Genomic DNA, 6,181 nt, shown 5'->3' on the forward strand with positions numbered 1-6,181 from the left:
ACTTCATTACGTCCCCTCAAAGCCCGTGCCGGTTTTTCTCCGATCAAGCTACGACGTTCGGCGTCGTTTCTCAAAGGACCGCGCCCGCGTCCACGCGGCGGGCGGCAATCCGTTTGGCGGTGGGCCACCGCACGTCGTGCACCCAGCCGAGCTTCTCGAACAGGCGGATGAGTGCGGCGCTGGGATCGATCTGGCCGGGCAGGACGCCGTGGCGGGCGCTGGTGGGGTCGGCGTGGTGCAGGTTGTGCCACGACTCCCCCAGCGAGGGTATGGCCAGCCACCACACGTTGCTGGAGCGGTCCCGGGCCGCGAACGGTCGGGTGCCGATCGTGTGGCAGATTGAGTTGATGGAGAAGGTGACGTGGTGCAGCAGCACGATACGGACCAGCGCCCCCCAGAACAGCGCGGTCGCCGCCCCGGTCCAGGACATGCTCCACAGGCCACCGACCAGCGGCGGCAGCAGCACCGAGGCGGCGACGAGCCAGGGGAACCGGGCCGAGATCGCCGCGATGTCCCGATCGGCGAGCAGATCCGGGCAGAACTTCTCCGGCGCGGTCCGTTCCGGGTGGAAAAGCCATCCGACATGGGCGTGTAGGAACCCTTTCGCCAGGCCCCTGCCGTGATGACCGAAACGCCACGGTGAATGCGGATCGGCCGCCTGGTCGGAGTATTTGTGATGCCGCCGGTGAGCCGCGACCCAGTCGGTCACCCCCATTTCGATGGCGAGGCTCCCGGCGACGGCGAGGATTATCCGCAGCGGCCGGCCGGTCCGGAAGGAACCATGCGTGAACAGCCGGTGGTAGCCCACGGTGACACCGAATCCGGTGATCAGGTACATGACGGCGCCGATGACCAGGTCGTGCCAGCCCAGCCCCCATCCCCAGGCCAGCGGGACCGCGGCGAGCAGGGCAAGCAGGGGCACGACGATGAAGAACGCGAGCAGGACCTGCTCACCGAGGGTCTTCGGCTGGTCCGCCAGGTCGGGGCGGGTCGACCGCCTCGGCCTGGCGGCCCTGGCCGGGAGCGGCGGCCCCGACGGCAGGGTCGGGGCGGGGCGGGGCCGGCCCGGCGGACACCCGTCGTAGTCACCGGGCCGGGGTGCGGCAACGCGCGCCGCAGCGGAACCGAGGGTGCCCGAACCGAGGGCGGCGGAACCGAGGGCGGTCGTCGTGGGGATGGATTTGGCCGTACCGGACGCGGTAGCCGTACCGGCAACCGTACCGGACGCGGTGGCGGTAGATTTTATGATAATGGCCTCGGTGCTGCCAGATGCAGCGGCAGAGGCGACGATGGCCGACTGCAGTTCGGATTCACGGGACACGTGTTTCCCTCCGTGTCTGGGGGATTGTCAGTGCTACCTGTGGTCGGTTTTCCGGATCGGGGCGTTGGTGCTACCCGCCAGAACCGGGTTGGGTGTACCCCCGCATCGAGGCGTGGAAAGCGGACTTCACGAACACCGCCCACTCCGGGTAACAGAGCGTCACGGACCGCCCACCCGAAAGCCGTGGGCGGCGTTCATCAGGCACGATCGAACGACCATGACACTCACCGACCACCTTCCCCCGACTTCCGGCACCGGCCATGACGGCGAACGGGCCCCCACCCGAAGGACCCCGACTCGAAGAACCCGGACCTGACCGGCCCCGGCGGCGGGCCTGATCCCGACGCACTCTATGACGCGTTCACCGAGTGGGTCGCAGAGCAGGGGCTGGAGCTGTACCCGGCACAGTCCGAGGCGCTGATCGAGATCGTCTCGGGGTCGAACGTGATCCTGGCGACGCCGACCGGGTCGGGCAAGAGCCTGGTCGCGGCGGGGGCGCACTTCGCGGCGCTGGCGGCGCGGCGGCGTACCTTCTACACCGCGCCGATCAAGGTGCTGGTGTCGGAGAAATTCTTCGCGTTGTGCGCGATGTTCGGCGCGGCGCAGGTCGGGATGATGACCGGGGACGCCAGCGTGAACGATACGGCGCCGATCATCTGCTGCACGGCGGAGGTGCTGGCGAACATCGCGCTGCGCGACGGGGTCGCCGCCGACGTCGGTCAGGTCGTCATGGACGAGTTCCACTACTACGCCGATCCCGACCGCGGCTGGGCCTGGCAGGTGCCGCTGCTGGAACTGCCGCACACCCAGTTCATCCTGATGTCGGCGACGCTCGGCGACGTGTCGCTGTTCGAGGCGGACCGGGCGCGGCACCGCGGTGGTGCGCTCCGCGCAGCGTCCGGTGCCGCTGTTCTACCGGTTCGTCACCACGCCGATGCACGAGACGATCGGTGAGCTGCTGGAGACCCACCAGGCCCCCGTCTACGTCGTGCACTTCACCCAGGCGCAGGCGTTGGAACGGGCGCAGGCGCTGATGAGCGTGAACGTGTCGACCCGGGCGGAGAAGGACGCGATCGCGAGGACGATCGGGAACTTCCGGTTCACCGCCGGGTTCGGCAAGGTGCTGTCCCGGCTGGTCCGCCACGGCATCGGGGTGCATCACGCCGGGATGCTGCCAAAGTACCGCCGGCTGGTGGAGCAACTCGCCCAGGCGGGGCTGCTGAAGGTCATCTGCGGCACGGACACCCTGGGGGTGGGGATCAATGTGCCGATCCGCACGGTGGTGTTCACCTCCCTGTCGAAGTACGACGGGAGCAGGGTGCGGCTGCTGTCGGCGCGGGAGTTCCACCAGATCGCCGGGCGGGCCGGCTACGACCCGGTCGGCAACGTCGTCGTGCAGGCCCCCGAGCATGTGATCGAGAACGAACGCGCGTTGGCGAAGGCCGGGGACGATCCGAAGAAGCGGCGCAAGGTGGTCCGCAAGAAACCCCCCGAGGGCAGCGTCGGGTACGGCCTGGCGACGTTCGAACGGCTCGTCGCGGCCGAACCCGAGCCGTTGACCTCCCAGTTCACCGTGAACCACGCGATGCTGCTCAATGTGATCAACCGGCCGGGGGACGCATTCGCGTCGATGCGCCACCTGCTCACCGACAACCATTCGGATCGCGCCACCCAGCGCCGGCTGATCCACCGGGCGATCGCGATCTACCGGGCGCTGCTGGCGGCCGGGGTGGTGGAGCGCCTCGACACCCCCCGACGAGCTGGGCCGCAGCGTGCGGGTGACGGTGGACCTACAGCTCGACTTCGCGCTCAACCAGCCGCTGTCCCCGTTCGCGCTGGCCGCGCTGGAGCTGCTCGACCCGGCCTCCCCCTCCTATGCGCTGGATGTGCTCTCGGTGCTGGAGGCGACCCTGGACAATCCCCGGCAGGTGCTGCACGCCCAGCTGTCGAAGGCGAAGGGGGAAGCGGTCGCGGCGATGAAGGCCGAAGGCGTCGACTACGACCGGCGGATGGAGCTGCTGGAGGAGGTCAGCTATCCCCAGCCGCTGGCGGAACTGCTGGGCGCGGCGTTCGGCCTGTACCGGCGGGGGCATCCCTGGGTCGACGATTACGAGCTGGCGCCGAAGTCGGTGGCGCGGGAGCTCTACGAGCGGGCGATGACGTTCGCCGAGTACGTGGCGTTCTACGGGCTGGCCCGCTCCGAGGGGCTGCTGCTGCGCTACCTGGCCGACGCCTACAAGGCGCTGCGCCAGACGGTGCCCGAGGACGCCCGCACCGAGGAGGTCGTCGACCTGACCGAGTGGCTGGGGGACCTGGTCCGCCAGACCGACTCGAGCCTCCTCGACGAGTGGGAGCGGCTGAGCAACCCGGCCGGGGACGGTGCGGGCGCCGCGGGCGGTGGTGGCGTCGACGGGCGGCCACCGGCGGTCACGGGCAACATCCGGGCGTTTCGGGTGCTGGTGCGCAACGCGCTGTTCCGCCGGGTCGAGCTCGCCGCGCTGCGCCGCTACGACACGCTCGGTGAGCTCGACGGCGGGTATGACGGCGGGTTCGACGCCGACGGGTGGCGGGCGGCGTTGGAGCCGTACTTCGCCGAGCATGGCGAGATCGGGACCGGTCCGGACGCGCGGGGGCCGGGTCTGCTCATCCTCGACGAGAAGCCGGGGACGCCGGGGGCGCCGGGGATGTGGACGGCGCGGCAGATCTTCGACGACCCGGCCGGGGACCATGACTGGGGCTTCAGCGCGGAGATCGACCTGGCCGCCTCGGACGAGGCGGGGGTCGCGGTGGTCCGGGTCACCGCCGTCGACCGACTCTGACGCCCGTAGAGGAACACGAAATCCGTTCCCACTAGGGTATTTGGTGAGGATCGTCCAATTACCAAGGGGCTGGTTGCGGTGACGAGCGCGGACCGGCACGACCCGGAGGTCGGGCAGTGGTGGAAGACTCTCGCGGAGGAAGGCAGCCCGGTCGATCTCAGGACCGACCAGCCGCACGCGGCCCGGATGTACGGTGCGACACGATGTTGCACGAGTTGAGTGAGCTGCACGATGGAGGTCCGGCCAATGGTCGGGTGCAGTTTCAGGTTTGTGCTTCGTGACCTGTCCCCAGTCTGACGTGCGTCGCGGGTAACTGCGGGGTGCGGAGCGCAGATGGTCAAACCCAAGGATTCCCGTTCCATCCGGGGGTTACAGGCGAAGGGGAAGATCGGCTGGGTGAACGCAAGTGAACCTCTGTTGATGCCTCGACAACGCGGGCGCCACCGATGGGTTGTACCAGGGGCGTTCAGGACTAGACCGCTGCAAAGGAGTCGAAATGAAATAACTTGCGCGTTTCGAACCCTCCACAGGCCTGTGACCTGCGATGATGCTCTCGATCACGTATTTGTTACTTCATTACGTCCCCCAAAGCGGCAGGCGGCGGCCACGGTACGTACCCGTGGTCGTGGAGCACCGCCGTCCCGGGGTATAGGGGGCACCCGACCCGATCGCATCTCAACCGTGTGGAACGTGGAAACCCCGACGGGGTCCGGACGGTGTTCCGGTAGGCCGACCGTGAGGAAGGCTTAACTCCCCAGCGGGACAGGATGGTCCAAGAAGCGAATGCCGTCAGCAGAAAGGCAACGGGAAACCGGGGCAGTAGGGTCGGCGCCTCCGCCGATCGCCCCGTATAACCGGGCGGATACCAGGCGACTGCCTGGGCTCGAAAGGGAGCTGACGTGGACCAGGTGAGCCTGCGAAAGGAGGATGGTGGAGACGCTGGAACCTCAGGGCAAGTTGGACACCAAAGAAGCCGATGAGGCTGCCGAGGTGAACGGACCTGAAGACGGAGTCGTGCAATGGGCGTCCATCGACTGGGCGGCTGAGCAGGAAAACGTACAGCGGCTTCGCCAGCGGATCTTCGCGGCGTCGCAGGCAGGGGACCTGAAAAGGGTCCGTAGTTTGCAGAAGCTGATGCTCCGGTCCCGCTCCAACGCGTTGGTCAGCGTTCGGCGGGTCACGGAGATCAACGCTGGCCGGATAGCGGCGGGCGTCGACGGCAGAACGGCTCTGGAGTCCCGGCCGAAGGTTGAGCTGGCCGGGCAGGTGCAGCACGCCGCGAAGTCACGGACGCCAAAGCCTGTCAGACGGGTGCACATCCCCAAGCGGGGATCGACCACGGAACTCAGGGCGCTTGGTATCCCCGTCATTTTGGACCGCTGCCTTCAGGCTGTGGTCCTGGGGACGCTGGAGCCTGAATGGGAGGCGCGATTCGAGCCGAGGTCCTATGGATTTCGGCCTGGGCGCGGCTGTCATGATGCGATCCAGTTCATCTACACCCTGGCCTCCAAGCCGAGTGCGCGACGGGTGTGGATCGTGGACGCGGATCTGGCGGCGGCGTTTGACCGCATCGACCACGATCATCTGCTGCGGCAGCTTGGCACGTTCCCCGCGCGGGAGCAGATCGCCGGGTGGCTCAAGGCGGGTGTGGTCGAGCGCGGCCGGTTCGCGCCGACCGAGGAGGACACTCCTCAGGGCGGTGTGATCAGTCCGTGCCTACTGAACGTGGCCCTGCATGGGATGGAGGCGGCGGCCGGGGTGCGCTACGAGACCAACGGTGTTGCTGCCGGGAAGCTCAGGCGCGACTCCCCGGCTCTGGTCAGGTACGCCGACGATCTGGTTGCCCTGTGTCACTCGCGTGAGCAGGCCGAGCAGGTCAAGGCCCGGCTTGCGGGGTGGCTGGAGCCCAAAGGGCTGAGGTTCAGCGAGGACAAGACGCGCGTCGTCCATATCTCGGAGGGCTTCGACTTCCTTGGGTTCAATATCCGCCGCTATTCCAACGACAAGTTGCTGACCAGGCCGAGCAAGGCGGCCATGAATC

General features: G+C 67.9%; 3 protein-coding genes and 1 pseudogene. 3 read left to right on the forward strand and 1 reads right to left on the reverse strand.

Annotated features, from left to right (window positions below; all coding sequences use genetic code 11):
* Window positions 1-70: 70 nt before the first annotated feature.
* Window positions 71-1,042: an acyl-CoA desaturase gene (locus ACY5KJ_RS16580; RefSeq protein ID WP_462203794.1), complete on the reverse strand. Its 972-nt coding sequence runs from the start codon at window positions 1,040-1,042 to the stop codon at window positions 71-73.
* 591 nt (window positions 1,043-1,633) lie between these two features.
* On the opposite strand from ACY5KJ_RS16580, the pseudogene ACY5KJ_RS16585 reads away from it, so the two are divergent.
* The 3 genes and pseudogenes from ACY5KJ_RS16585 to ACY5KJ_RS16595 all read left to right on the forward strand — a co-directional run.
* Window positions 1,634-4,140 (forward strand): annotated as a pseudogene (locus ACY5KJ_RS16585) (DEAD/DEAH box helicase).
* Between the two features lie 78 nt (window positions 4,141-4,218).
* A complete protein-coding gene (locus ACY5KJ_RS16590) occupies window positions 4,219-4,359 on the forward strand; it encodes a hypothetical protein (protein WP_462203792.1) in 141 nt (46 codons plus the stop codon).
* 708 nt (window positions 4,360-5,067) lie between these two features.
* On the forward strand, window positions 5,068-6,181 hold a 1,114-nt coding region (locus tag ACY5KJ_RS16595), incomplete at its 3' end, for a reverse transcriptase domain-containing protein (RefSeq protein ID WP_462203793.1).

This window comes from Frankia sp. CcWB3 (genome assembly GCF_977927595.1).